This is a genomic window from Bradyrhizobium sp. CCGE-LA001 (genome assembly GCF_000296215.2).
Lineage (GTDB): Bacteria > Pseudomonadota > Alphaproteobacteria > Rhizobiales > Xanthobacteraceae > Bradyrhizobium.
In genome coordinates this window covers 3201558-3226344 of the sequence record NZ_CP013949.1, presented here as the reverse complement: position 1 = coordinate 3226344, position 24787 = coordinate 3201558, and the positions used below count along the sequence as shown (strand labels likewise).

Below are 24787 nucleotides of genomic sequence, written 5' to 3'. Positions count from 1 at the left end.
ACAAGAACAATGACTGACGCTTCGAACAATGTTGCTTTCGTCGGGATCGGCAAGATGGGTCTCCCGATGTCGGTGCTCGTCGCCAAGGCCGGTTATTCCGTCACCGCGTTCGACCAGAGCGCGGCGCGGATCAGCGAGGCACGTACGCAAGGCATTGCGATTGCAAAATCCCTGGCCCAAGCCGTGAGCGGCAAGGCGGCGGTCGTCACATCCCTGCCCGACGATGCCGCCTTGCGCAGCGCGCTGCTCGGCCCGACCGGCATCATCGCCGCGATGGCGCCCGGTGCCGTTCTCATCGAGACCAGCACCGTGAGCGTCGAGGCTTCGACCGAGGTCGCAGCCGCCGCACAGGCACGCGGCATCGCCTATCTTCGCTCGCCGGTCTCGGGCAATGCCAGCATCGTGCACACGGGCGCGCTGACCTGCTTCGTCTCGGGGCCGAAGGACGCGTTCGAAAGCGCAAAGCCGCTGTTTGCCGCCTTCACCCGCGCCCAGACCTATCTCGGGCCGGCCGAGGAAGCGCGCTACGCAAAACTTTCGGTCAACCTGATGATCGCGGTGTCGGCGGCGATGATGGCTGAGAGCCTGGCGCTGGCGCGCAAGGGCGGCATTGCCTGGCAGGATATCCTGAAGGTGCTCGACGACAGCGCAGTCGCCTCGCCGATGGTGAAGTACAAGACGGCGCCGCTGCGAAACCGTGATTTCGAGTCCACCTTCTCCTGCAAGCAGATGGCCAAGGATCTCGACCTGATCCTGGGTGCCGGCCATGCCGTCGGCGTGCCCCTGCAGCTCGCGGCGCAAGTGCGCGAGACCTATGGCTCGCTGGTCGCACAAGGCGACGGCGAGACCGACTTCATCGCGACCGTCAAGCATCTTGAACGGCTGTCCGGCCTTGGCGAGCCGAAGCTGTGATCAACGGAGGCCTCCATGCGTAACTTCAACGAGAACACGATCACAGACGCCGTATTGGAGCGGATCGCGGGCGCAACCGATCCGCGGATCAAGGAGGTCAGCGAGGCGCTGGTGCGTCACCTCCACGCTTTCGTCCGCGAGGTACGGCCGACCCAGAAGGAATGGGAATACGGCATCGACTTCCTCACCCGCACCGGCCACATGTGCAACGACAAGCGCCAGGAGTTCATCCTGCTGTCGGACACGCTCGGCGTCTCCATGCTGGTCGACGCGATCAATCACCCGGTGCCAGAAGGCGCGACCGAGACCACGGTGCTCGGCCCGTTCTTCGTCCAGGCCGCGCCGGAGAAGGACAGCGGCGCTGACATCTCCGGGCCGATGGAAGGCGATCCGATGCTTGTCACCGGCTCGGTCTCGACCGTCGACGGCAAGCCGCTGGCGGGTGCCATCGTCGACGTCTGGCATTCCGACGATGACGGCTATTACGACGTGCAGCAGCTCGACGCCATCGGCGATCTCGCGATGCGCGCCCGCTTCCACACCGATGCCAATGGCCGTTTCCATTTCTGGTCGATCAAGCCCGCGGCCTACCCCATCCCGCATGACGGCCCGGTCGGCGAGATGCTGGAGGTGCAGGGCCGCCATCCCTGGCGCCCGGCCCATGTGCACTTCATGATTTCAGCGCCCGGTTTCGAGCAGCTCGTGACGCACGTGTTCGTTGCGGGCGACCAATATCTCGACAGCGACGTGGTGTTCGGCGTCAAGGACAGCCTGATCCGCGAGTTCGTCCGTCATCCCGCCGGCCGTGCGCCGGATAGTCGCATGGTGGACAGCGCGTATTTTCATCTCAACTACGATTTCGGCTTGAAGCAGCTCGCGAGCAACGCAAGAGCCGCTTAAGCTGAGCGACGGACCAAACAAGAGTCCGGCAACAGGGAGCAGACGGGAGCTGAGGATGGGACCGCGGGTCAGCACGGGCATATTGGCCGAGCGCCTCACCGGCATGATCGGCTCGCGCGCGAGCGTCGCGCGCGGCGTGCTGGATCAGCATGGGCAGAGCGAGTCGCATTATCAGAGCCTGCCGCCCGACATCGTGGTCTTTCCTGAGACCACGCAGGAGGTCGCCGAGATCGTCAAACTCTGCGCCGGCGCAGGCATGCCGATCGTCCCGTTCGGCGCCGGCACCTCGCTCGAAGGCAATGCGGCCGCGGTCGCGGGCGGCGTCTGCTTCGACTTCGCGCGCATGAACAAGGTGCTCGCGGTGCACGACAGCGACATGGACGTGGTGGTGCAGCCCGGCATCACGCGCAAGCAACTGAACGCGGAGCTGCGCAACACCGGCCTGTTCTTCCCGATCGACCCTGGCGCCGACGCTTCGATCGGCGGCATGACCTCGACACGCGCCTCCGGCACGATGGCGGTGCGCTACGGCACCATGAAGGACAACGTCATGGCGCTGGAGGTGGTACTGGCCGACGGCCGCGTCATCCGAACCGCGAGGCGCGCGCGCAAGTCGGCGGCCGGCTACGACCTGACGCGCATGTTCGTCGGCGCGGAGGGCACGCTGGGAATCATCACCGAGATCACGCTGAAGGTGCACCCGGTACCGCAGGCGATCTCGGCCGCGGTCTGCAGCTTCGACACCCTGCACGACGCCGTGGACACCGCCATCTCCGTGATCCAGTCCGCAATCCCCGTCGCGCGCATCGAGCTGCTCGACGACGTCATGATGCGCGGCATCAACGCCTACGCCAAGCTCGGCTATCGCGAGGCGCCGACCCTCTTCTTCGAATTTCACGGCTCCGAAAGCTCGGTTGCCGAGCAGGCCGAGGCCGCGCAGGCGATTGCTGCCGACCATGGCGGTCACGGCTTTGCCTGGGCAAAGGCGCCGGAAGATCGCAGCCGGCTCTGGCACGCCCGCGACAACACGCTCTATGCCGGCCTCGGTCTGCGGCCCGGCGCGCGCGCCGTGATCACCGATGTCTGCGTACCGATCTCGCGGCTGGCGGAATGCCTGACCGAGACGCGGCGCGACGCGGACGAGCACGGCTTTACCGCACCGATCGTCGGCCATGTCGGCGACGGCAATTTCCACATGCTGATCCTGATCGATCCGGCTAGGCCCGAGGAAGCCGAAGGCGCCAAGGCGCTGCAGGCCCGCATGGTCGCCCGTGCCATCGCCATGGACGGCACCTGCACCGGCGAGCACGGCATCGGCCTCGGCAAGATCGATTATCTCACCGACGAGCTCGGCGAGGCCGTCGACGTGATGCGATCGATCAAGGCCGCACTCGATCCCAATGGTTTGATGAACCCCGGCAAGATCTTTGCGAGCGGAGCCAAGACATGAGCAACAAGTCATGAGCGACGCGCTTCCGATCGAGGTCACCTCGCCCGTCCCGCTGCTGGAGCTGCGCGGCATCAGCAAGGAGTTTCCCGGCGTCAAGGCGCTGGACGACGTGTCCTTTGCCGTCTACCCCGGCGAGGTCCATATGCTGCTGGGCGAGAACGGCGCCGGCAAGTCGAGCCTGATGAAGGTGCTGTGCGGCGCCTACCGCGCCGACGCCGGCGAGTTCTACCACAAGGGCGAGAAGGTCGCGATCTCCTCGACCGCCGATGCACAGAAGCTCGGCATTGCCGTGATCTTCCAGGAATTTTCGCTCGTCCCCTATCTCGACATCGCCCAGAACATCTTTCTCGGCCGCGAGCCGAAGGGCCGCGTCCCCGGCACCATAGACCGCCGCCAGATCCTGGCTGACGCAAGGCGCGTGCTCGGCACCATCGGCTTCGACATCGATCCCTCCACCACCGTCGACAAGCTCGGCGTGGCGCAGCAGCAGATGGTCGAGATCGCGAAGGCGATCAGCCAGAACGCCCGCATCCTCGTCATGGACGAGCCCACCGCGGCGCTGTCCGACCGCGAGACCGAACTCCTGTTCGCGCTGATCGGGCGGCTGAAGGCCGACGGCGTCTCGATCGTCTACATCTCGCATCGCATGGCCGAAGTGTTCGCGCTCGGCGATCGCATCACCGTGCTGCGCGACGGCCGCCGCATCGACGGTGTCCAGCCCGCCGACGTCACGCCGGACCAGCTTGTGCGCATGATGGTGGGCCGCAACGTCGACATGACCTATCCGCGCAAATTTGCCGACAAGCCCGGGGACGTGTTGCTCGAGGTCAAGGGCCTGAGCGCGGCGTCCGGCATCTCCGACATCAACATCGAGGTGCGCCGGGGCGAGATCGTCGGCCTGTGCGGCCTGGTCGGCTCCGGCCGCAGCGAGGTCGCGCGCGCCATCTTCGGCGCCGATCCCGTGACGTCGGGCGAGATCATCTTCGACGGCAAGACCATTTCCGGGGAGCCCGACCTTGCCGCCCGTCGCGGCATCGCGCTGATCCCGGAAAGCCGCAAGAGCGAGGGCCTCGCGCTGCTGCGCTCGGTGAGCGACAATCTCGTGGTGTCGGCGCTGCGCAAGCTGTTCCCGAGCGGCATGTTCGACCAGCGCGCTGCGCTGCGCACATCCGACGGCCTGATCCGCCAGCTGCGCATTGCAACCCCGAGCGCGCGCCAGACCATCGGCCTGCTCTCGGGCGGCAATCAGCAGAAGGTCGTGATCGGCAAATGGTTGGCGGCCGGCTCGAAGCTCTTCATCTTCGACGAGCCGACGCGCGGCATCGACATCGGCGCCAAATCGGAGATCTTTGCCCTGATCGACCGCCTTGTCGCGGAAGGCGCGGCCGCCCTGATGATCTCGTCCGAGCAGGTCGAGATCTGCCATGTCTGCGACCGCGCCTATGTGATGCGCGAGGGCCGCATCGCGGGACACCTGACGCGCAACGAACTGACCGAGGAGAACATCGTGCGACTGGGGATGCATCATGCGTGAAGCCGCGATCGTCTCGGAACCCAATCCGCTGCAGCGCATTCCCGGCGTTGCCATGGTGCTGGTCCTGCTGATCGCGCTGTTCAGCGTGATCGCGCCCGGCTTCCTGTCCGTCGCCAACCTCTCCAACGTGCTGGTGCAGTCGACCATCCTGACCATGCTCGCGCTGCCGATGACGCTGATCATCATGACCGAGGGGCTCGACCTGTCGATGGGCGCGGTGCTGACGCTGACCTCGCTCTGCGTCGCGATCGTGTCGCTCGCGACCCACTCGATGTTGCTGGGTCTGGGGGTTGGCCTGCTGGTCGGCACGGCCTTCGGAGTCGCCAACGGCTGGCTGGTCGCGATCGTCGGCATCCCGCCCTTCGTCGCGACGCTCGGCACGCTCGGCATGGCGCAGGGCTTGTCGCTGATCGTCAGCGACGGCCAGAGCGTGGTCGGCATCCCCCACAGCGTGCGCGACATCTACTCGGCGACGCTTCTGGGCATCCCCGTTCCGATCGTGATGGCGGTGGTGACCTATGCGGTGTTCCACGGCCTGCTCTATCACACCCGCTTCGGCACCTACATCTTCGCGCTCGGCGGCAACCGCGAGGCGCTACGCTATGCCGGTCTCTCACCGAACAAGCTGCTCATCGCGGTCTACGCAATCGGCGGCGCGATGGCCGGCATCGCCGGCCTCCTGATGACGGCGCGGATGAACTCCGGCCACCCCACCGCCGGCCTCGGGCTCGAGTTCGACGCCATCGCAGCCGTCGCGGTCGGCGGCACCTCGTTCGAGCGCGGCAATGGCTGGCTGCTCGGCACGCTGCTCGGTGTCCTTTCCGTCGGCGTGCTGCGCAACGGGCTGAACCTGATCTCGCTGCCATCCTCCGTGCAGGTCGCGAGCGTCGGCGTGCTCGTCATCCTCGCCCTGTTCCTCGACGGCCTCAGGAGCCGCGCATGACCGACATCACCAAGGACGCCATCGCGCCGCCCCGCTCCTTCCTGTCGCAGGACGCGATCCAGCTGTTCTACCGGCTGCTTGCAGCGCTCCTGATCTGCGCGGTCCTCGCCGTGCTCAGCGATTCCTTCCTGAGCCTCGGCAACATCCTCAACGTGCTGCGGCAAGCGAGCCTGACCTTCTTCATCGCCTCCGGCCTGACGCTGGTGGTGCTGACCGCAGGCCTCGATCTCTCCGTCGGCGCCAATGTCGCCCTCTCCGCCTGTATCGCCGGCACCGTGATCCACAAGACCGGCTCGCCGGCCCTCGGCATCCTCACCGGGCTTGCCTGCGGCGGCATCGTTGGCCTGCTCAACGGCATCATGGTCACCGCACTCCGCATCCCCTCCTTCATCGCCACCTACGGCATGCTCTGGGTGCTGAACGGCCTCACCTATTGGTACATGGCGGGCGAGACCCTGCACGGCTTCCCCACCGGCTTCCGCCAGATCGGCAGCGGCTATCTGTTCGGCCTGCCGATCCCGATCTATCTGCTGCTGGTGTTCCTCGGCATCGGGACGTTCTTCGCACAGCGCACGATCTGGGGCCAGGAGATCTATGCGATCGGCGCCAATCCGGTCGCGGCGCGGCTCTCCGGCATTCCGGTCGCGCGCCGCCTGATGCTGGTCTATGCGGTCTCGGGCACCATGGCCGGGCTCGCCTCGATCATCTTCCTGTCGCGGCTCAATTCGGCCGAGGCCGATATCGGCGAGAGCCTGACACTGCCGGCGATCGCGGCCGTGCTGATCGGCGGCACCTCGCTGTTCGGCGGCGTCGGCACCGTGTTCGGCACGTTCATCGGCGCGCTGATCCTGACCCTGGTGCTGAACGGCATGAACCTGCTCTCGGTCAGCGCCAACTGGCAGCCGCTCGTCACCGGCGTCATCGTCATCCTCGCGGTCTGGCTCGACATGAAGACGCGCCGCCGCACGCAATGAGTTACTAGAGTTCCAACAAGCAAAATGAGGGATGGAGGCAACATGAAACGGAAACTGGGCTATATGACGCTGCCGCTGCTGATGGCGGCTGCGTTCACCACGCAAGCAAATGCGGACGGCGAGACCATCGCCGTCTTCACCAAGAACCAGACCAACCCGTTCTTCCAGACGGTGCGGGTCGGAGCCGACAACATGGCGAAGTCGCTGAACGCGAAGACGCTGCAATACATCCCGACCAAGCCGGACTCGATCCCCGAGCAGCTCAGCCAGATCGAGGACGTCGTGGTGAAGAAGCCGAGCGCGATCGTGTTCACGCCGGTCGATTACAAGGCGATGGTGCCGGGCGTCGAGAAGATCAACGAAGCGAAGATCCCCGTCGTCAACATCACCGACCGATCGGCCGGCGGCAAGTTCCTATCCTTTGTCGGCGCCGACGATTACAGCCTTGGCCTGGAGACCGCGCGCTTCCTGCTCAAGTCGCTCGGCGGCAAGGGCAACATCGTCATCATCGAGGGCGTCAAGGGCTCGCTGACCAATGTCGACCGCGTCCGCGGCTTCAACGACGCGCTGAAGGAGGCTCCCGGCGCCAAGTTGCTGGCCTCGCAGCCCGGCAATTACCAGCGGCTCCAGGCGCTCCAGGTGATGGAGAATTTGATGCAGTCGAATTCGCAGATCGACGGCGTGCTCGCCGCCAACGACGCCATGGCGGTCGGCGCGATCGAGGCGCTCGACGGCGCCAACCGCAAGGCGCAGGTGATCGGCATCAACGGCACCAAGGAGGCGATCGACGCGATCAAATCCGGCAAGCTGCTCGCGAGCGGCGACTACAACGGATTCGCGCAAGGCTGCCTCGGCACCATGATGGCGATCCGCTCCCTGCGCAGTCAGCCGGTCATCAACGAGATCGTGCTGAAGCCGACCGTCATCACCAAGGACAATTACCAACCGTTCAACGTGCCGTTGGAGCAGCGGACCTGCCCGACCTTCGAGGACGCCGGCAAGCTCAGCGCGAAATAAACCAATCATCACCAAACCGGACGGCCGCGCCTGCGGCCGTCCCAAGAATCGAAGCAAGACACGGAGACACCATGCTGTTCGCCATTCACGCCGTCGACCGCGCCGGGGCGCTGCCGACCCGGCTCGCCAATTACGACGCCCACAAGGCTTTCCTGAGCGACACCTCGCGCTTCGGCGTCCAGATCGTGATGTCGGGCCCGCTCGTCTCCGACGACGGCCAGACGATGATCGGCAGCCTGTTCCTGATCGAGGCGCCTGGCCGTAGCGAGGTCGAAGCCTTCAACCGCGCCGATCCCTTTGCCGCGGCCGGCATCTGGGAGAAAGTGACGATCACGGGCTTCCTGCGCCGGCAGGGCTGAGGCCGGCCACATCAAAAGTGCGAAAACAACCCCATGCACAGTAGAATGCGGTTGTTTTGACTTACGAATTTCCGACTCAGTCAGCTTTGACCCGTCGGGCAAAACAGGGGCATAATGGCATCGTCGCAGGATTGCCCGTCCTGCGCGTCTTCATCCAGGCTTGATGCAAGGACACCGCCGTTGCGACGGACGGCGTCGGAGTGCGTCCACGCTCACTAGCTGCCGGCTGCATATCACCCCTCCCGCTTTGATGAGGGCTCGCCAGCAGGTCAGCGCAAGTCAGACTCTTCCGTATCACCCAAGCTTTTGGCGCGCGACGAGGATTGCGTCGCGCCAACAATGCTCGGTGCTTAACAAGCCGTGTTCAGCGGAGGGAAGCGCATGCCGTCACTCGTGATCTCGCCTCGCAGGTTTCTCTCGTGACAAGCGGGCGACCCGAATGGCCGGCGGTCTCGCTCGACGAAACCTACCGCATCCTCACAGCTCCCGGCGCGCCGTTCGAGATGGAAACGATCGACGTCGCTGGTCGTCCCGTCCGGGTTTACAAAAAAGCCCACCGCGACCTCCGCACGATCTTCGAGGCTAGCAAGACGTGGGGTGATCGCACCTTCATCGTCTTCGAGAACGAGCGGCTCTCCTTCACCGAACACTATCGCGCGGCATCCGCGCTGGCGCGGCGGTTGGCCGAAGATTACGGCGTGAAGAAGGGGGACCGCGTGGCCATCGCCATGCGGAATTTTCCGGAATGGCCGATCGCGTTCTGGGCGGCAACGATCATCGGCGCCATCGCGGTGCCGCTCAATGCCTGGGGAACCGGGGAGGATCTTGCTTACGGCCTGCGCGACTCCGGCGCGAGCATCGCCGTCGTCGACGGCGAGAGGCTGGCGCGCCTCAAGCCGCTGATGGCCGATCACGCCGCCGCCCTGATCGCGGTACGAGCTGCGCCGGAAACTCTGGGCGAAGCGACCGCGCTGGAGGATCTGATCGGGGCGCCGTCGCAATACGGCACCCTGCCGGACCGGGCTTCGCCCGACCGGAACATCCATCCCGACGACGACGCGACCATCCTCTACACGTCGGGAACCACCGGCCGCTCCAAAGGCGCGCTGGGCACGCATCGCAACATCATGTGCAACCTCGTGAACATCACGTTCTCGGGCGCACGCGCTGCGATCCGGCGCGGCGATCCTCTGCCCGCGCCGCAGGAGGCGCAGAAGGCGGTTCTGCTTCCGGTCCCGTTTTTCCACGTCACGGGCTGCCACTCGATCATGATTCCGGCCCTAGCGAACGGCTCGAAGATCGTGTTGATGTACAAATGGAATGCGGAAGCGGCGCTCGAACTGATCGAGCGCGAGCGAATCAACGGCATGTCCGGCGTGCCGTCGATGACGTGGCAATTGCTGGAGTCGCCGGATTTCGAGCGGCGCGACGTTTCAAGCCTCGAAGGTCTCTCCTACGGTGGCGCCGCTGCATCGCCGGAGCTGACCCGCAAGGTCGCCGCGCTGTTTCCGGGCAAGTTCGGGGCTACAGGCTATGGCGCCACCGAGACGTCCTCGGTCTCGACCTCGAACGGTGCCGAGGATTATCTCGCGCACCCCGACTCCGTGGGACCGGCCGTACCCGGATGCGACCTGCGCGTCATTGACGATGCCGGAAACACACTGCCCATCGGCGCCATCGGCGAGCTCGAAATCTACGGCGGCAACGTCGTGAAGGGTTACTGGATCAATCCGCAGGCGACGGCGGCTGCGTTCCACGACGGCTGGTACCGCACCGGCGACATCGTCCGGATGGACGCGGAGGGCTTTGTCTATCTGCTCGACCGCGCCAAGGACATGCTGATCCGCGGCGGCGAGAACGTCTATTGCGTCGAGATCGAGGACGCCCTGCTCGCGCATCCTGACATTTTCGAAGCCGCCATTGTCGGCATCCCCGATCGCGTGCTCGGCGAGCTCGTCGGCGCCGTCGTGCGCGCGAGGGCCGGATCGGGCCTGACTGCGGACCAGGTGATCGAGCATCTGCGCCCCAGGCTCGCCGCTTTCAAGCTGCCGGTCCATGTCGATATCCGCGTCGATGAGCTTCCGCGCACCGCGAGCGGCAAGATCGTCAAGCGGCAGCTTCGCGAAGAACTCGCCGCAAAGGCAAGTACACCCGGATAAGGGTGAAGTAACAAACAAGATCGGGAGGATGAAATGAAGAGACTGTTGTCGGCCATGGCGGTCCTGTCAGCCGGGCTCCTTTTCGCGACCGGCGTCGCTGCGGCCGAGAAGAAGTACGACGAAGGCGCCTCGGATGCCGAGGTCAAGCTCGGCCAGACCATGCCCTATAGCGGCCCCCTCTCGATCCACGGCATCCAGGGCCGCACCGAGGTCGCCTATTTCAAGATGCTCAACGAGGAGAAAGGCGGCATCAACGGCCGCAAGATCAATTTGATCTCGCTCGACGACGCTTTCTCGCCGCCCAAGACCGTCGAACAAACCCGCAAGCTGGTCGAGAGCGACGGTGTACTCGCGTTGTTCGGTTCATCCGGCACCGCGGCACAATCGTCCGTGCAGAAATACCTGAACAGCAAAGGCATTCCGCAGCTGCTGGTCTCGACCGGCGCCAACAAGTGGAACCAGCCAAAGGCGTTCAAATGGTCGACGCCGGCGTTCCATCTCTACGGCACCGAAGGCGAGATCCTCGCAAAGTACCTTCTGTCCGTGAAGCCGGACGCGAAGGTCGCCATTCTCATGCAGAACGACGATTTCGGCCGCGACTACGTGTCCGGGTTCAAGAAGGGGCTGGGCGACAAGGCCTCCACCATGATCGTCAAGGAGGTTACCTACGAGTTGACCGACCCCACGATGGATTCGCAGGTCGCGCAGCTGAAATCATCAGGCGCCGACGTGTTCTTCAACGTCTCGCTCGGCAAGGCCGCGTCGCAATCGATGAAGAAGGCCCATGAGCTCGACTGGAAGGCGATGCAGCTTGTCGTCAGCCCGTCGGTCGGCCGGCAGTTCCTGGAAGCGGCCGGCCTCGATTCCGTCAATGGCATCATTGCAGCGACGCCCTACAAGCAGGTGTCGAGCCCCAAATGGGCCGAAGATCCTGATGTCGTCGCCTATCAGGCCTTCATGAAGAAGTATCTTCCGGGCGAAGACCCGAAGAACGAGATCGGCTTTGCCGTCTATTCGTTCGCCTACATCATGGGAAAGATCATCGAGGCCTGCGGGGACAATCTGACGCGCGAGAATCTGCTGTACCAGGCCACGCATCTGAACAACGTGCCGGCGCCCTCGCTGCTGCCCGGCACCACCTACAACACGACGCCGGACAATTACGTTCCGTTCAAGCGGCTGGTCGTTCAGAAGTTCGACGGGAATGACTGGGTCCAGGTCACGGCGGTGACCGTCGAGTAAGCGCGATCGATGCGCGGCGACGGCTATCCGGCCGTCGCCGGCGCCCCCTCCTCGAGATGACAGGCCACCCACTGCTCGGGCCCCGTCGCGCGCAGCACCGGCTCTTCGACCCGGCAGCGATCGAAGACGAGCGGGCAGCGGGTGTGGAAGCGACAGCCGCGCGGCGGATTGATCGGGCTCGGCACGTCCCCCTTGAGGATGATGGGATTGCGCTGGGCGCCGGGCTCGGGCAGCGGCACCGCGGAGAGCAGCGCTTTGGTGTAAGGATGTCTCGGTGCCGCAAAGATCTCGCGACGTGGGGCGACCTCGACGATCTTGCCGAGATACATCACGGCGACGCGGTGGGTCATGTGCTCGACGATCGCGAGATCATGGCTGATGAACAGCAGCGCAAGGCCGAACTCGCGCTGCAGATCCTGGAGCAGATTGACGATCTGCGCCTTGACCGAGACGTCGAGTGCCGAGACCGCCTCGTCGCAGACGATCAGTTCGGGCTCCGCCGCGAGCGCCCGCGCGATGCCGATACGCTGGCGCTGGCCGCCGGAGAACTCGTGCGGCCGGCGATTCAGCGCCTCGCGCGGCAGACGCACGGTGTCCATCAGCGCGGTGACGCGCACCTCGAGGTCTTCCGCCGATTTGGCGAGGCCGAAATTGCGGATCGGCTCGGCCAGGATGTCGCGCACGCGCATGCGCGGATTGAGGCTCGAGAACGGGTCCTGAAACACCACCTGGACGCGCTGGCGCATCTGGCGCATCGTGCTCGGCGCCGCGTCGTCGATCCGCTGGCCGTCGAGGATGACCTGCCCCGCGGTGATGTCGAACAGCCGCAGGATGGCGCGGCCGACCGTCGACTTGCCGCAGCCGGACTCGCCGACGAGCGATAGCGTCTCGCCGCGCGCGATCTCGAATGACACACCGTCCACGGCGTAGACGAACTCGGACTTGCGGCCGAACAGGCCGGACTTGACCGGAAAATGCTTCTTGAGGTCGTTGACCTGGAGCAGCGGAGGACTCATGCCGCGATGGCTCCCTTGGCCGCATAGTGACAGGCGGCGACGTGACGGGGTCCCTTCTCTTCGAGCCCCGGCGCATATTGTCGGCAGAGATCGGTCGCAAGCGCGCAGCGACCTGCGAAGACGCAGCCGATGATAGGCTTGCGCAGGTCAGGTACCTGCCCCGGAATCTCGGCGAGCCGCGTCGCCGTCCCGGCGAGAGAAGAGCCAAGCTTTGGCACGGCACCCAACAACCCTTGCGTATAGGGATGGCGCGGCGAGCGAAACAGCTCGGCCACCGGTGCCTCCTCGACCTTGCGTCCGGCATACATCACCATGACGCGCTCGGCGATCTCGGCAACGACACCGAGATCATGGGTGATCAGGATGATGGCGGCGCCAACCCTCCGCTTGAGGTCCAGCATCAGCTTGAGGATCTGCGCCTGGATCGTCACGTCGAGCGCCGTGGTCGGCTCGTCCGCAATTAGGAGCTTCGGATTGCAGGCGAGCGCGATGGCGATCATGACGCGCTGGCGCATGCCGCCGGAGAGCTGGTGCGGATATTCGCGCACCCGCCGCTTGGGCTCGGGGATGCCGACCACCGTCAGCATCTCGATCGCGTGCGCCTCCGCGGCGGTCTTATCCAGCCCCTGATGGATCATCAGAGTCTCGCGGATCTGGCGGCCAACGGTGAGCACCGGGTTCAGGCTCGTCATCGGCTCCTGAAAGATCATCGAGATGTCGTTGCCGCGGATGGTGCGCATCTCGCGATCGGAGAGTTTTAGGAGGTCCCTGCCCGCAAAGCGGATCGCGCCCGCGATCCTGCCCGGCGGTTCCGGGATCAGCCGCATCAGCGACATCGAGGTCACCGACTTGCCGCAACCGGACTCGCCGACGATGGCCAGCGTCTCGCCCTCGTTGACGTGAAAGGACACGCCGTCGACCGCGCGGTTGATGCCGCCGGGAGTGCGGAAATGGGTCTGGAGGTTATCGACTTCGAGCAGCGCCATCGTGGTCAGCCTCGCGACATCACAGACAACATCACAGGCAACATCACAGGCTCTTGGCCATGCGCGGATCGAGCGCATCGCGAAGGCCGTCGCCGAGTAGGTTCACGGCGAGCACGGTGACGGACAGAAACGCCGCCGGGAAGAACACGATGTAGGGCTTGACCTGCCACAGCGCGCGGCCTTCGGCCATGATGTTGCCCCAGGACGGAATGGTCGGCGGCGTGCCGGCGCCGATGAAGGACAGGATCGCCTCGGTGATCATGGCGCTGGCGCAGATATAAGTCGCCTGCACCAGCATCGGCGCCACCGTGTTGGGCAGGATGTGGCGGAGGATGATCATGGGCGTGCGCGTGCCGCAGGCGACCGCCGCGTCCACATAGGGCTGCTCGCGCAGCGACAGCACCACGCTGCGCACGAGGCGCGAGACGCGTGGGATCTCCGCGATGGTGATGGCGAGGATGACGTTGCCGACGCTGCCGCGCGTCAAGGCCATCAGCGCAATGGCGAGCAGGATCGGCGGGATCGACATCAGCCCATCCATGAACCGCATCAGGATGCCGTCGGCCCAGCGGATGAAGCCGGAGACCATGCCGATGGCGAGGCCCGCGATAGACGCGAATATGGCAACTGACAGTCCGACGGTGAGCGAGACCCGCGCGCCGAACAGCACGCGCGAATAGATGTCGCGGCCGAGCACGTCGGTGCCGAACCAGAAATCGGCCGACGGCGCCCGCGTGCGTTTGGCAGGCGCGAGCGCGGTCGGATCGACTGTTCCGAGATAAGGCGCGAAGATCGCGATCAGGACCAGCATCAGCAGCAGCGCGCCGCCGATCGCAACGGTGGGATGGCCGCGCAGCAGCCCGACGAAGCCGCGCCGGATCGTGACCGGCCGGAGGATCTCGGGCAGTTGCGGCGCGACGACGAGACCGGCCGGGAGCGATTGCGGATTGACGGTCGTATCGGTCAATAGCGGATCCTCGGGTCAACGAGCGTGTAGATGACGTCGATCATCAGATTGACGAGGACGTAGACGAAGCTGAACAGCAGCACGATGCCCTGGATTACGGGGTAGTCGCGGCGCAGGATTGCATCGATCGTGAGCCGGCCAAGGCCGGGGATCGCGAACACGCTCTCTGTGACCACCGCGCCGCCGATCAGCAGCGCGATGCCGATGCCGATCACGGTCACGATGGGCACCGCCGCATTCTTCAGTGCATGAATGAAGAGGATGCCACCCTGCCCCAGGCCCTTGGCGCGTGCGGTGCGGATATAATCCTGCTGCAGCACTTCAAGCATCGCCGCGCGGGTGATGCGCGCGACCAGCGCGATATACACGCAGCCGAGCGCGATCGCCGGCAGGATCAAATTCTCCAGCCACGGCCAGAAGCCCGAGCTGAGCGGCGTGTAGCCCTGCACCGGCAGCCATTCCAGTTCGAGCGCGAAGATGTAGGCCAGCATGTATCCGACCACGAAGACGGGCAGCGAGAAGCCGAACACGGCAAAGCCCATGATGACGCGATCGATCAGGCTGCCGGCCTTCCACGCCGCCACCACGCCGAGCGGCACCGCCACCACGATCGTCAGCAGCAGGGTGATGATCATCAGCGACAGCGTCGGTCCGAGCCGCTGGCCGATCATTGCCGACACCGGCAGGTTGGTGAAGATTGAGGTGCCGAGATCGCCGTGCAGGATGCGCCAGACCCAGCTGCCGAACTGGACCAGGAACGGACGATCGAGGCCGAGGCTCTGGCGGATGCGCTCCACATCCTCCGGGCTAGCCTGATCGCCCGCGATCACCACGGCGGGATCACCCGGCGCGATGTAGAGCAGGCTGAACACGAACAGCGCGACGATCGCCATCACCGGCACGGTCGCGACGATGCGACGGAGGATGTAAGAGAGCATATGGCTTCAGCGCGCGATCATGCGGACTTCGACACTCCCCAGAAGAACGGCAGCGGCCCCTTGGTGATGCCCGAAACGTTCTTGCGCCAGGCCGTGTAGGTCAGGAAGAAACCGGTCGGCGCATAGACGACATCCTCGATCGCCGCCTTGTTGACCCGCCCGATCGCCGCCTTCTCCTCGTCGACGCTCTTGGCGTCGAACCAGCCCGCGATCTCCTTCTCGGTATTCACGCTATTGGGCCAGCCGAACCAGGCCTTGTCGCCGTTGGCGCGAATTGCGGTGTAGGCGGCCGGCGTGATGCAATCGGCGCCGGCATGCCAGCTATGGAACATGTTCCAACCGCCCTGCCCCGGTGGCGTCTTCTGAGCGCGGCGGGAGCCGACTGTACCCCAATCGGTGGCTACAAAGTCGACATTCATACCGAGTTTCTTCAGAAGATCCGCAGTGACGTCGCCTTGCGCCTTGGTGATTGGCTGGTCCTGCGCGACCAGGCACGTCACCGGCTGGCCGGAATAGCCGCTCTCTGCCAGTAGCTTCTTGGCAGCATCGAAATCGCGCTTGCCCTTGAGCACGTCGCCGCCCAGCGCGTTGTAAACAGGCGTGTCTGGGGTGAAGAAACCAGGGAGCGGCTTCCACAGGGCGTCGTCGTCCCCGACGATCGCGCGCATGTAATCTTCCTGGTTCAGCGCCATCAGCACCGCGCGCCGCGCCCGCACGTCGTTGAACGGCGCAAACAAATGATTCATGCGGAACGAGCCGATATTGCCGAGGGGATCGCCGATATCGACGCTGATGTTCTTGTTCTTCTTCAAAACCGGCACGAGATCGGCGATCGGGTTCTCCCACCAGTCGACTTCGCCGTTCTGCAATGCGGCCGCCGCGGTCGCGGGATCCGGCATCACGATCCATTCGATGCGATCGACCATGATCTGCTTGCCGCCGGCGAGCCAGGATGCCTTCTCCTGCCGCGGGACGTAGTCGGCGAACTTCTCGAACACGGCCTTGGCGCCCGGGACCCACTCGCCCTTCGCGAACTTCATCGGACCCGAGCCGACATATTCGGTGATCTGCTTGAAGGCATCGGTCTTGGCAATGCGCTCGGGCATGATGAAGGAGCACGGCGCGTTGTTCTTGGCCAGCGCGTAGAGCATTTTCGGGAACGGCTGCTTCAGCACCCATTTGAAGGTGCGGTCATCGACGGCGGTCAATTCCTGCTGGATCGGGATGATCATCAGGCCCATCGGATCGCGCGCGGCCCAACGCGACAGGCTGGCGACGACGTCCTTGGCCAGCACCGGCTCGCCGTCGTGGAACTTGAGGCCGGGGCGCAGCTTGAACGTCCAGGTCTTGCCGTCGTCTGAGGTCTCCTCGGACTCGACCATCTGCCGCTGCGGCTGGAGTTGCGCATCGATGCCGTAGAGCGTGTCCCACACCATCGCGGCGGCATTGCGCACCACATATTGGGTGCCCCAGATCGGATCGAAATTGGCAAGGTTGGCCTGAGGCACGAATCGCAGCGTGCGCGCGGAGGCACCTTGCGAGAGCGCAGGCGCCGCGAGGCCGCCCGTCAATGCCAGACCGCCCGCGCCAGCCAGTCCCTTCAATACGGTCCTGCGATCCATGAAGTCCTCCCATTATTGCCGTGATGTCGGCCATCATTGGCCAAGGGCGGGTGAAACCAGAGCCCATTGGCTTGCAAATGGTATGCCACTAATTCCGCCTTCGCCAGCGCGATTTGGGGTGGGACTCGCGCGTCCTGGCTGACGCTGCCGTGAGCAAACGGCGCATCGTCCCGCGCGCCGGGTCAGGGCTTTTTCCTCTTGGGGATTGTCCGATTGCGCAAGCGGCGCCAGCCGATGACGATGCCGGTGATGGAGAACACCAGCCCGACCGTGCAGAGGCCGACGATCAGGACGTCGCGCAGAAATGGGCGTGCCAAAAGGGCCGGAACGTCGAACGTATGCAGCGCGCTGTAGGCCCAGCGATAAGCCCGTCGCGACGCATCCAGCCTTTGCAGCACGCGCCCGTCGGCGCCATCGATGTCGAACCAGAGGCCGCCATCGCAATGCATGCGGTAGACCGGTGCACCCGGCATTGTGGATCGCGCCGGATAGTCGTCATCATCAAGGAGGGCGAACGGCGTGCCGCATCCGGCTGCAAGGCGCCCCGCAAGTGCCTGAACCTCGTACATGCCGAGGAATCCCGCCGGTCCATCACGCGGCGCATCCCCTGCCCCGATCAACGTCTGGCGGCCGAGCGCGACCCGATCGCGCCGATAGACATGGCCGCCGAAGGCGAACCATTCGATCTCGCGCGCCGACGGCGATATTGCTTGCCGCTCGAGCGATGCGGCATCGCTCCACGATGGCGCGGCGTCGAACACACCGGCCTCAGTCGGAGTCAATTGCCCGCGTGAGAACAGCCGGCCGTGATCCATCGACAGCCAGCCGCTGAAGATCCAGGATAGGACGAAGATCGTCGCTGCGAGGCCGATCAGGTGATGCAGCGCATGCCAGCCGCGGTAAGGCGTGGAGATCTGCCCGTTGCGAAACCTGACCCGCGCGATCCCGAGCACCGTCCCCAGCACGGCCGCGATCAGGGCCAGCAGCGACAAGGTCCAGACCACACGGTCCCAAAGAGACCAATTGCTGCGCAGAACCGTCGGATAGATCCAGTGCAGCACGCTGCCGACGAGATTCCAGCCGCGCTCGCTGCGCGTCGTATCGAGGACGACCTCGCCGGTCAGCGACGAGACGTAGAATTCCGTTCCCGCGGCATCGCCGAGAGCGCCGCGAAACAGGGGCCTGTGGCGATCGAAACCGTTCGGCACGCTCCAATGATCGTAGTCCGATCGCGCGACGATCGCGGCGCGTGCGGCGTCGCGCCCGCGCTGTCGGGCATGAACTTGCGCAATGGTGAGTACGACATCGCCGGATGTCACCGATGCATCCCGGCCGTCGGAAGCATGGACCGCGCGCGAACGGGATGGTCCCGACACGATATAGACCGCACCATCGCTCCGCTGGATCAGCCGAACACGCGTGGCATCCGCGATGCCGCTCGCCGCCACGGCGTCTGCGACAGATACCCTGGTTTCGCTGCCATCGAGGGGCGCGAGCCCGGCAAATCGCTCGGCTTCCGTCAGGGACGGAAACGGAACGAAGTGCATCACGATTCCGGTCGCGAACCACATCGCGAACAGCAGGCAGAACGCGATCCCGAGCCAGCGGTGCAACAGGACGATCACGCCCATCATGCGCTCACGGCCTCACCATTTGAATGCCGCCGAGATCTCATAGGTCCGCGGCGCGCCGAGCAGGATCTGATCGGGATAGAATGGATCGCCCCAGATCGCGTAGCGCTTGTCGGTGATGTTGCGCACGCGGAACGTCAGGCGGGCCTGGTCGACGGCATTGAACACGGTTCTGGGGATGTCGACGAAGGCATAGACTTCGGCGACCGAGTAGGCCTTCATCGTCACGACGTTGGCGTCCGTGTTGTAACGGTCGCCGACGTGGCGGCCGATGATGCCGAGCTCCAGCGGCCAGGGCGTGAAAAATCGGTACGATGCGCCGGCGTTCGCGACGATGCGCGGCACGTTCGGCGGCGTGTTGCCGGAGAACGAGCCGCCGACAAAATTGTAGTCGGCATAGCGCGCATCGACATAGGCGATGTTGCCCCACAGCCGCAACGGCTCGATCGGCCGCACCGAAGCGGCGAGTTCGACGCCCTTGGATTCCTGCCGGCCCGCGATGTTGAGCTGCATGCCGCCGGCCGCGGCATAGACGTTCTTGCGCAGAATGTCGTAGGCGGAGAACGACCACTCTGCCCTGTTGTCCCAGAACAGGTGCTTGACGCCGGTCTCGTAGGTGCGCGCGGTGGTCAGATCGAGCGGCTGAGTGGGCGTGAGCAGGAAGATGTTGTTGGCTGCGACGTCGGCGCCGGTGGCGTATTGGCTGTAGAAGGTCAGGCCGGGAATGGCCTCCCAGGTGTAGCCGATGCGTCCCGTTACCGGTGCCCAGTCTTTCGTGAAGGGAAAGCCCGCCTTCACCAGGCCGTTGACGTCGGTCGAATTGCGATTGAGCCCGATATGCTCGACGCGCAAGCCGCCGATCAGCGCGAAGCTGCGCGTCAGCTTCAGCCGGTCCTCGAACGACAGCGCCTGATTGTCGATGCGCGCCGTCTGCTGCTGTGTCGTGAGCAGGCCGTAAAAGCCACGGTTGGGATCGACCAGCGAAACGGAATCGCTGGGAAAGTTTGCGGCGCCCGGCCTGACGAAATCGAGATAGCTCGACGAGAGCGTCGTCACCAGCCGATTGTCGAAGCCTGCAATATTCGCATCCCAGATCAGGTCGGTGATGTTGCCGACCAGACGCTGGCTGTGTGCGACATAGAAGCGCTCGCGATCGACCAGGTTGGTGGTGGAGTTGAAGGCCTGGATCTCGTTGTTGAACCAGGTCCGTTCCGCGCCATAGCCATAGGCCTGGTTCTTCAGCGTCAGGTCAGGCGCCAGCTTCAGCTCGAAGCCGCCGCGCAGCCAGACCTCCTGCGCGACGTTGCGGTTGTCGAGAACGTTGTAGTTGGTGTTGAAGGTGCGGTCGTCGATGGTGACGGGCCCGAGATTGGTTCCGTTGTAGTTCGAGACGTAATTGCCGGAGACGATGCCGCTCGTGGCATGCGAGCCGCTATAGGCGACCGGCACCAGCGGTGCACCCCAATAGGCTTTCGAGCGATCCTCCCGGTACTCGATCGCGCCCCATATCTTGAGGCTGTCGGAGACGCTATAGTTGAGCTGGCCGGACGTGCCGAAAGTCTTGACGTTGGTGTCGTCGGCAAACCCGTTGAGGGTGGAGCGGCTGATGTCGAAGCGGTAGTCAAGGCCTTGAACATTGGTGCTGCCGCCCGAGCCGTAATGCGCGCGGAACGAGTTCAGCGTGTCCCATGAAAAATTGGCTTCGTTCCTGACAGGTCCGGTGTACGGCTGCTTGGTGACGAAGTTGATGGCGCCGCCGGCCGCGCCCTCGCCCGACATCAGCGAGGCCGGGCCTTTCAGGAATTCCACCGCCTCCAGATTGGCGGTGTCGACGATCCGCGAGGTCATGTTCTGCGGGCCGATCTTGATGCCGTTGTAGAGCGTGTTGATCTGGCTGTTGGTGAAGCCGCGCATGGAGAAGGCCGAAGGTTCGGCCGGGTTGTCGCCGGAGGTAACGCCGACCGCGCCTTGCACCACCTCGGACACGGTGCGATAGCCCTGCTCGCGCATGGTTTCGGCCGAGATCACCTCGACGGTCGCGGGGGTCTGCCGCACCGTAAGGCCGAGCCGCGAGGCGCTTTCAGCCACCGCATTGCAGTTGAGCGGCGTTGGCGCCGCGGCAGTCGGGACGACGGGCTTTGGTGCTGCGGTTGCCGGCCGGCGCGCAGGCGCACGGCTTGCGCTCTGCGCCTCCCGACCGACTGGCCTTGCCTGTTTGCGGGATTGAGCGGGCGACACTTCGACCGGCGGCAGCAGCTCGCGCGCCTGTTGCGCCAGGGCGGTCGGCATATCGACAAGGGCGAGCCACGTAAGGGATGCAGAGGCGAACAGGAACTTGCGGAGTCGTGCACTAGGGATGGAAGACACGTTGGGCCTCGGTATGACGTCAGTGGCACGTCACCGCGAACGAGGTCTCATCCTGGGCTTGTCAGCCGTCCGATGAAGCCGAATGTCTGTACTCCCCGACCGACATCTTCGCGTGTGACCACGGCTGACGGCAGGTCTCCTGGCTCGCGGGTCGTGACCGCTTCGTCGCCTTCCCGGGACCGAGGACCCAGTGGCTTTCCGACGAAGGATTCACCGCTTACAGTTGCGGGGGCAGCCGCGGCATTGGGGACAATCTGCCCCGCACCGCATTCCCTTTTCATTCCCTCTCGGGAAAACCGTCGCGAGCATCTAGGATTGCCGTGGAGACAGAGTCAATGTGCGAGTTGAGGCGCTGTGGCCACACTGACCAACTTCCTTGGAGACGAGCACATGGAAGGTGAGACCTTCCTCTGGCTGATACGGCATGCGCCGGTCGACGGCATCAAGGGGACGATCCATGCGGCCGACGCGCCGGCTGATCTCGGCGATCTCGCGCAGTTGCAGGCCCTACGGCAGCGCCTGCCGAAAGACGCCGCGAGCTATGCCAGCCCGTCGCGGCGCACGGTCGAGACCGCGCAGGCGCTGGGGCTCGTGCCCGAGTTGATGACTGAATTCAGCGAGCAGGATTTTGGCGAATGGACCGGCCGTCGGCATGACGACATCAGCGCAGAGGGCGAGGAGGCCTATGCGCGGTTCTGGCGCGATCCGGCGCGCGGGCGGCCGCCGGGCGGCGAGAGTTTTGAGGATCAGGTCGCGCGTGTCCGGCTTGGACTCTCGCGGATCGGCCCGGGCTCGGCGACGCTCGTCGTGCATTCCGGCACGATCCGCGCGGCGCTGTGCATCGCGCTCGATCTCACGCCCGCGGCAGCGCTCCGCTTCGTGATCGATCCGCTGTCGCTCAGCCGGATCGATCGGCTCGCGAGCGGCTGGCGCGTCGTTTCCGTCAATCAGCGTGTCAGCTAGGCCTATCCGGCACGTTGGCCTGCGCGAATGTCGCCATGCCGTTGTGGAGGCTGCAGGCGAGGCGCACCAGCGGCAATGCGATGGCAGCGCCGGAGCCTTCGCCGAGCCTGAGATCGAGGCTGATCAGCGGCTGAACGTTGAGCGCGCGCAGCACCAGCCGATGCCCCTGCTCCGCCGATTGGTGCGACGGCAGCAGGAACGGCCGGCACGACGGGTTGAGCCGCACCGCTGCCAGCGCTGCGACCGAGACAATGAAGCCGTCGATCAAAACGGGAATGCGGGCTTGCGCGGCTGCGATGATCGCGCCTGAGATCGCCGCGATCTCGAGACCGCCGACCGCGCGCAAGATTTTTTCGGGCGACGCCCCCGCAATGCCATGGCGCGCGATCGCGGCGTCGATCACGCGCGCCTTGTGAGCGCGGCCGGCGGCATCGATGCCGGTGCCGCTGCCGGCGATTTCCTCGGCACTGATGCCGAGCAGGCTTGCCGCAATCGCGGCCGACGCCGTGGTGTTGCCGATGCCCATTTCGCCGAAGATCAGCAGATCAGGCTGATTGGCGGCTGCGCGCGCGACGACGCGTTGACCCGCGTCGACTGCGAATGCCAGCTCGACAGGCGTGAGCGCAGCTTCGACACTGAAATCACGCGTGCCGGAGCGCGGCTTGTCCGTGACGACGCCCGTCATCTCCTCTGACGCCAGCGTGCCGGCGTCGACCACCTCCAGGCTGGAGCCGAGCTCGCGCGCCAGTACCGAGATCGCGGCGCCGCCGGAGGCAAAATTCGCCATCATGGCGATGGTCACTTCCTGCGGATAGGCCGAGACGCCCTGCGCGACGATACCGTGATCGCCGGCGAAGACGATGATCGGCACGCGCGCGGCGCGCGGTTGCTCCGTTGCTTGCAGGCCCGCAAGCTCGATGGCGAGCTGCTCCAGCCGCCCGAGCGCGCCGGTCGGCTTCGTCAGTTGCGCCTGCCGCGCCACTGCCGCCTCGCGATGAGCCGCGGAGATTTCGGGGCACTGTCGAAAGACCCATTCGGGGAGCATGCTGCCTCGCTTACGTCAGGCGCTTGAGAATGTAGCTGTCCATGATCCAGCCGTGTCGCTCGCGCGCTGCCTGCCGCAGCGCGACGATGCGCGGACCGGCCTCGGCCAGCGCGCCGGACAAGATGATCTGATCCTGCATGCCGAGATAGGCGCCCCACCAGATGTGAAGACCGGCCGGATCGAGCGACTGAAAGGCCGTGCCGCCATCGAGCATCACCACGACGGTGTCGACGCCCTGCGGCCAGCCGCCTTCGCGCAGGCGGCGGCCCGTCGTGACCAGGAACGGCTCGCCGATGTCGTTGAGCGGCAGCGCATGCGCCGCGCACAGCGCCTGAATCGAGGTGATCCCGGGCACGACCTCGATATCAGGCAACGGATGGAGCCGCCGTGCGATGCGCAGCGAGGAATCATAGAGCGAAGGATCGCCCCAGATCAGCAACGCGACCTTGCCATCGCCTTCGAGATGATCTGCAATCGTCTGCGACCAGGTCGCGGCGACCGCATCGTGCCAATCATCCACGCCTTTGCGATAATCCGCCTCGCCCGCGTCCCGCACCGGAAGATCGAACTCGGCGATGCGCGTCTTGTCGCTGGTGAGCACGTCCGCGCAGATCGTCCGCCGCAAATCCGCAAGGTCGGATTTCGCCGTCCCCTTGCGCGGGATCAGGACAAGATCGGCCGCGTTGATGGCGGCGATTGCGGCGCGCGTGAGCTGCCCGGGATCGCCGCAACCGATGCCTATCAAGGAGAGCGTGAGCATGACGAGCGCAAAGGGCGGCCGCACCGGCCGCCCCTCGCTGGATCTCTTACGCCGCGTTGTGCAGGCGCGGGGTGACCAAGCCGGGCGCGGTGACGCCGCGCACGGACTTCGCCAATGCTAGCACGGCAAGATCAGCCAGCGGCTCGATCACGATGACCAGCGCATAGGAGGCCGCGAAGGTCGCGATGTCGGCGAGGTTGCTCATCGCGAAGCCTGAGCCATAGAGCGCCCAGAACGCCACCCAGGCGACAACACCCGCTTGATAGGTGGTCGACAGCGCCAGTGCCTGACCGTACTTCAAATCGACATAGGCGGTGTTGCGCGGAATGATGCGCGTGGCAATCGCCTGGATCGCGAACAGCGGCACCAGCAGCGTGGTGACGTTCATGCCGTATTGCGGCAGGTCCACCGGCTCGAACAGCATGCCCTGAAGCAGCAAGCCAAAGGCGAGACCGAAGGCGGCGGGCGCAGCGCCGAACAGCAGGAACAAGGTCGAGCCCAGGATGAAGTGCACCTCTGACACCCCGACCGGGAAGTGCGGCAGGATCTCGAAGAAGACGAACACGAGGGCCGTCGTGGCCAGTGTCCGCGCGGCGAACGAGCCGATGCCCTGCTCGCGCACGGTTTCGACTGCGAGCTTCAAGGCAACGCCGCCTGCGGCGATGCCGGTTGCGTAACTCAATGCGAGCTTGGCGCCCGTCACCAATCCTGGTTCGATATGCATGGCTCAGATCCTTCCTGCCGTCACACCCGACGGCCTTGGCCTCAAAACATGCACGGCCGGTCTCCTGGCTCGCGGTTCACTGGGGTTCTCCGGCCTTCCCGTGCCTCGCGGCCCAGTGGCTGATCGGAGCCCCTCACCGCTTACAGTCGCGGGGGCGGCTGGGGTTTTGGGCGCCGCAACTGGGTCCGCCCATCCCCATTCCCGATTATGCTCCGGCGCTTTGCGCCGCGTCGAGCACCATGCCTCTCCTCTGTGCCCCTTTCGCAGAGCCTGCGTCA

The 24787-nt window shown here is 65.1% G+C and carries 21 protein-coding genes and 2 riboswitches; of the genes, 11 read left to right on the top strand and 10 right to left on the bottom strand.

All coding sequences use genetic code 11. The annotated features are described in order from the left end of the window. Positions 1 to 9: 9 nt before the first annotated feature. The 10 genes from BCCGELA001_RS14895 to BCCGELA001_RS14850 all read left to right on the top strand — a co-directional run bounded on the left by BCCGELA001_RS14895 (position 10) and on the right by BCCGELA001_RS14850 (position 11490). The gene (locus BCCGELA001_RS14895; RefSeq protein WP_060735659.1) at positions 10 to 912 is read left to right on the top strand and encodes an NAD(P)-dependent oxidoreductase; all 903 of its coding nucleotides are present in this window, start codon (positions 10 to 12) and stop codon (positions 910 to 912) included. 15 nt (positions 913 to 927) lie between these two features. Further along, a complete protein-coding gene (locus BCCGELA001_RS14890) occupies positions 928 to 1812 on the top strand; it encodes an intradiol ring-cleavage dioxygenase (RefSeq protein ID WP_008554499.1) in 885 nt (294 codons plus the stop codon). Positions 1813 to 1867: 55 nt separating this feature from the next. Beyond that, a complete protein-coding gene (locus BCCGELA001_RS14885; RefSeq protein ID WP_060735658.1) occupies positions 1868 to 3262 on the top strand; it encodes an FAD-linked oxidase C-terminal domain-containing protein in 1395 nt (464 codons plus the stop codon). Between the two features lie 10 nt (positions 3263 to 3272). Continuing rightward, the gene (locus BCCGELA001_RS14880) at positions 3273 to 4796 is read left to right on the top strand and encodes a sugar ABC transporter ATP-binding protein (protein WP_060735657.1); all 1524 of its coding nucleotides are present in this window, start codon (positions 3273 to 3275) and stop codon (positions 4794 to 4796) included. Beyond that, positions 4789 to 5739, top strand: coding sequence for an ABC transporter permease (locus BCCGELA001_RS14875; RefSeq protein ID WP_008554488.1), 951 nt, complete (start codon positions 4789 to 4791; stop codon positions 5737 to 5739). The genes BCCGELA001_RS14880 and BCCGELA001_RS14875 overlap by 8 nt, the downstream gene beginning before the upstream one ends. Next, positions 5736 to 6713, top strand: coding sequence for an ABC transporter permease (locus tag BCCGELA001_RS14870; RefSeq protein WP_008554487.1), 978 nt, complete (start codon positions 5736 to 5738; stop codon positions 6711 to 6713). The genes BCCGELA001_RS14875 and BCCGELA001_RS14870 overlap by 4 nt, the downstream gene beginning before the upstream one ends. 42 nt (positions 6714 to 6755) lie before the next feature. After that, positions 6756 to 7730: a sugar ABC transporter substrate-binding protein gene (locus BCCGELA001_RS14865; protein ID WP_060735656.1), complete on the top strand. Its 975-nt coding sequence runs from the start codon at positions 6756 to 6758 to the stop codon at positions 7728 to 7730. Positions 7731 to 7801: 71 nt separating this feature from the next. After that, on the top strand, positions 7802 to 8089 hold the full coding sequence (locus BCCGELA001_RS14860; RefSeq protein ID WP_060735655.1) for a YciI family protein: 288 nt from the start codon (positions 7802 to 7804) through the stop codon (positions 8087 to 8089). Between the two features lie 419 nt (positions 8090 to 8508). Further along, complete coding sequence (locus tag BCCGELA001_RS14855; RefSeq protein WP_060735654.1) at positions 8509 to 10248, top strand: class I adenylate-forming enzyme family protein; 1740 nt, start codon at positions 8509 to 8511, stop codon at positions 10246 to 10248. A 33-nt stretch (positions 10249 to 10281) separates the two neighbouring features. Then, entirely contained in the window at positions 10282 to 11490 is a 1209-nt protein-coding gene (locus BCCGELA001_RS14850) for an ABC transporter substrate-binding protein (protein ID WP_008554475.1), read from the top strand. Between the two features lie 23 nt (positions 11491 to 11513). On the opposite strand, the gene BCCGELA001_RS14845 is transcribed toward BCCGELA001_RS14850, so the two are convergent. From BCCGELA001_RS14845 to BCCGELA001_RS38145, 7 genes are all read right to left on the bottom strand, one after another. Beyond that, a complete protein-coding gene (locus BCCGELA001_RS14845) occupies positions 11514 to 12506 on the bottom strand; it encodes an ABC transporter ATP-binding protein (protein WP_060735653.1) in 993 nt (330 codons plus the stop codon). Then, complete coding sequence (locus tag BCCGELA001_RS14840) at positions 12503 to 13492, bottom strand: ABC transporter ATP-binding protein (RefSeq protein ID WP_008554461.1); 990 nt, start codon at positions 13490 to 13492, stop codon at positions 12503 to 12505. The genes BCCGELA001_RS14845 and BCCGELA001_RS14840 overlap by 4 nt, the downstream gene beginning before the upstream one ends. Positions 13493 to 13535: 43 nt before the next feature. Then, positions 13536 to 14459 carry an ABC transporter permease gene (locus BCCGELA001_RS14835; RefSeq protein WP_060735652.1) on the bottom strand — a complete coding sequence of 308 codons (924 nt, stop codon included), beginning with the start codon at positions 14457 to 14459 and terminating at the stop codon, positions 13536 to 13538. Next, positions 14456 to 15397: an ABC transporter permease gene (locus BCCGELA001_RS14830; RefSeq protein WP_060735651.1), complete on the bottom strand. Its 942-nt coding sequence runs from the start codon at positions 15395 to 15397 to the stop codon at positions 14456 to 14458. The genes BCCGELA001_RS14835 and BCCGELA001_RS14830 overlap by 4 nt, the downstream gene beginning before the upstream one ends. 17 nt (positions 15398 to 15414) lie before the next feature. After that, entirely contained in the window at positions 15415 to 17019 is a 1605-nt protein-coding gene (locus tag BCCGELA001_RS14825; protein ID WP_060735650.1) for an ABC transporter substrate-binding protein, read from the bottom strand. Between the two features lie 182 nt (positions 17020 to 17201). Beyond that, a complete protein-coding gene (locus BCCGELA001_RS14820) occupies positions 17202 to 18653 on the bottom strand; it encodes a PepSY domain-containing protein (RefSeq protein WP_060735649.1) in 1452 nt (483 codons plus the stop codon). 12 nt (positions 18654 to 18665) lie between these two features. Continuing rightward, positions 18666 to 20939, bottom strand: a complete 2274-nt coding sequence (locus tag BCCGELA001_RS38145) for a TonB-dependent receptor (protein ID WP_008554424.1) — start codon at positions 20937 to 20939, stop codon at positions 18666 to 18668. Between the two features lie 190 nt (positions 20940 to 21129). After that, positions 21130 to 21333, bottom strand: a riboswitch (cobalamin riboswitch). Positions 21334 to 21407: 74 nt separating this feature from the next. Here BCCGELA001_RS38145 and BCCGELA001_RS14810 point away from each other — a divergent pair. Further along, positions 21408 to 21980, top strand: a complete 573-nt coding sequence (locus tag BCCGELA001_RS14810; RefSeq protein ID WP_008565725.1) for a histidine phosphatase family protein — start codon at positions 21408 to 21410, stop codon at positions 21978 to 21980. Here the strand turns inward: BCCGELA001_RS14810 and cobT are convergent. From cobT to BCCGELA001_RS14795, 3 genes are read right to left on the bottom strand one after another with little or no spacing between them, the layout of a single operon-like run. After that, a complete protein-coding gene (gene cobT, locus BCCGELA001_RS14805; protein ID WP_060735647.1) occupies positions 21973 to 23025 on the bottom strand; it encodes a nicotinate-nucleotide--dimethylbenzimidazole phosphoribosyltransferase in 1053 nt (350 codons plus the stop codon). The genes BCCGELA001_RS14810 and cobT overlap by 8 nt on opposite strands. Positions 23026 to 23035: 10 nt before the next feature. Then, entirely contained in the window at positions 23036 to 23785 is a 750-nt protein-coding gene (gene cobF, locus BCCGELA001_RS14800; RefSeq protein WP_060737658.1) for a precorrin-6A synthase (deacetylating), read from the bottom strand. Between the two features lie 46 nt (positions 23786 to 23831). Beyond that, positions 23832 to 24509 carry an energy-coupling factor ABC transporter permease gene (locus BCCGELA001_RS14795; RefSeq protein ID WP_008554413.1) on the bottom strand — a complete coding sequence of 226 codons (678 nt, stop codon included), beginning with the start codon at positions 24507 to 24509 and terminating at the stop codon, positions 23832 to 23834. 37 nt (positions 24510 to 24546) lie between these two features. After that, positions 24547 to 24766: riboswitch (cobalamin riboswitch) on the bottom strand. Positions 24767 to 24787 lie beyond the last annotated feature (21 nt).

Coding starts and splice junctions, on each gene's coding strand:
- BCCGELA001_RS14845 (WP_060735653.1), bottom strand. CDS start 12,506: ATGAGTCCTCCGCTGCTCCAGGTCAACGACCTCAAGAAGCATTTTCCG.
- BCCGELA001_RS14880 (WP_060735657.1), top strand. CDS start 3,273: ATGAGCGACGCGCTTCCGATCGAGGTCACCTCGCCCGTCCCGCTGCTG.
- BCCGELA001_RS14825 (WP_060735650.1), bottom strand. CDS start 17,019: ATGGATCGCAGGACCGTATTGAAGGGACTGGCTGGCGCGGGCGGTCTG.
- BCCGELA001_RS14885 (WP_060735658.1), top strand. CDS start 1,868: ATGGGACCGCGGGTCAGCACGGGCATATTGGCCGAGCGCCTCACCGGC.
- BCCGELA001_RS14840 (WP_008554461.1), bottom strand. CDS start 13,492: ATGGCGCTGCTCGAAGTCGATAACCTCCAGACCCATTTCCGCACTCCC.
- BCCGELA001_RS14820 (WP_060735649.1), bottom strand. CDS start 18,653: ATGATGGGCGTGATCGTCCTGTTGCACCGCTGGCTCGGGATCGCGTTC.
- BCCGELA001_RS14895 (WP_060735659.1), top strand. CDS start 10: ATGACTGACGCTTCGAACAATGTTGCTTTCGTCGGGATCGGCAAGATG.
- BCCGELA001_RS14810 (WP_008565725.1), top strand. CDS start 21,408: ATGGAAGGTGAGACCTTCCTCTGGCTGATACGGCATGCGCCGGTCGAC.
- BCCGELA001_RS14830 (WP_060735651.1), bottom strand. CDS start 15,397: ATGCTCTCTTACATCCTCCGTCGCATCGTCGCGACCGTGCCGGTGATG.
- BCCGELA001_RS14890 (WP_008554499.1), top strand. CDS start 928: ATGCGTAACTTCAACGAGAACACGATCACAGACGCCGTATTGGAGCGG.
- BCCGELA001_RS14850 (WP_008554475.1), top strand. CDS start 10,282: ATGAAGAGACTGTTGTCGGCCATGGCGGTCCTGTCAGCCGGGCTCCTT.
- BCCGELA001_RS14875 (WP_008554488.1), top strand. CDS start 4,789: ATGCGTGAAGCCGCGATCGTCTCGGAACCCAATCCGCTGCAGCGCATT.
- BCCGELA001_RS14865 (WP_060735656.1), top strand. CDS start 6,756: ATGAAACGGAAACTGGGCTATATGACGCTGCCGCTGCTGATGGCGGCT.
- BCCGELA001_RS14860 (WP_060735655.1), top strand. CDS start 7,802: ATGCTGTTCGCCATTCACGCCGTCGACCGCGCCGGGGCGCTGCCGACC.
- BCCGELA001_RS38145 (WP_008554424.1), bottom strand. CDS start 20,939: ATGCCGACCGCCCTGGCGCAACAGGCGCGCGAGCTGCTGCCGCCGGTC.
- BCCGELA001_RS14795 (WP_008554413.1), bottom strand. CDS start 24,509: ATGCATATCGAACCAGGATTGGTGACGGGCGCCAAGCTCGCATTGAGT.
- cobT (WP_060735647.1), bottom strand. CDS start 23,025: ATGCTCCCCGAATGGGTCTTTCGACAGTGCCCCGAAATCTCCGCGGCT.
- BCCGELA001_RS14870 (WP_008554487.1), top strand. CDS start 5,736: ATGACCGACATCACCAAGGACGCCATCGCGCCGCCCCGCTCCTTCCTG.
- cobF (WP_060737658.1), bottom strand. CDS start 23,785: ATGCTCACGCTCTCCTTGATAGGCATCGGTTGCGGCGATCCCGGGCAG.